This window comes from Paratractidigestivibacter sp., from assembly GCF_052362415.1.
Classification (GTDB): Bacteria; Actinomycetota; Coriobacteriia; order Coriobacteriales; family Atopobiaceae; genus Paratractidigestivibacter.
This window is the reverse complement of record NZ_DAWEMK010000029.1, coordinates 5,013-5,556: the sequence shown is the minus strand read 5'-3', so window position 1 is coordinate 5,556 and position 544 is coordinate 5,013. Positions and strand designations below refer to the sequence as shown.

At 71.5% G+C, this 544-nt stretch carries 1 protein-coding gene and 1 pseudogene; both read right to left on the bottom strand.

Annotated elements, in window-relative coordinates; all coding sequences use genetic code 11:
* Window positions 1–273, bottom strand: a 273-nt coding sequence (locus tag ACT84W_RS04475) for an aminotransferase class V-fold PLP-dependent enzyme (RefSeq protein ID WP_444328345.1), incomplete at its 3' end; no start/stop codon positions are given.
* A 6-nt stretch (window positions 274–279) separates the two neighbouring features.
* Window positions 280–544: pseudogene (locus ACT84W_RS04470) on the bottom strand (ribulose-phosphate 3-epimerase); the annotation flags it as partial.

Below are 544 nucleotides of genomic sequence, written 5' to 3'. Positions count from 1 at the left end.
CTCGGCGAGGCCGAAGAGCGCGAGGTTGTTGCTCTCGGTGCCGCCGGAGGTGAAGGTCACCTCGGCGGGTCGGAACCTCCCGCCCAGGCAGCGGGCGAGGTCGGCGCGCGCCTGGTCGAGGGCGCGGGCAGCGAGCCGCCCCATGCCGTGCAGCGAGTTGGGGTTCGCGCCGGCGTAGTCGGAGGCGGCGTACGCGCGCTCCGCGGCGAGAGAGGATTCCCTCGCGGGCGCGGACGCGGCGTAGTCGAGATATACGGTTTTAGCCGATGTCATGGGTACCTAGGCCTTCTTTGCGAGTCCGGATTCGGCGGCGGCCCTGATCTGCGCGATCGCCGCGGAACAGTCGGCCTGGCCGAAGACGGCACTGCCGGCGACGAGGACGTTCGCTCCCGCCTTGGCTACGATCGGCGCGGTCTGGGCGTTGATGCCGCCGTCGACCTCGACGAGCGGGCTTACGCCGTGCTCGGCGCACAGCCTGCGCAGGCGGCGCAGCTTGGCGGCCGATGCGGGGATGAACTTCTGCCCGCCGAAGCCGGGGTTCACC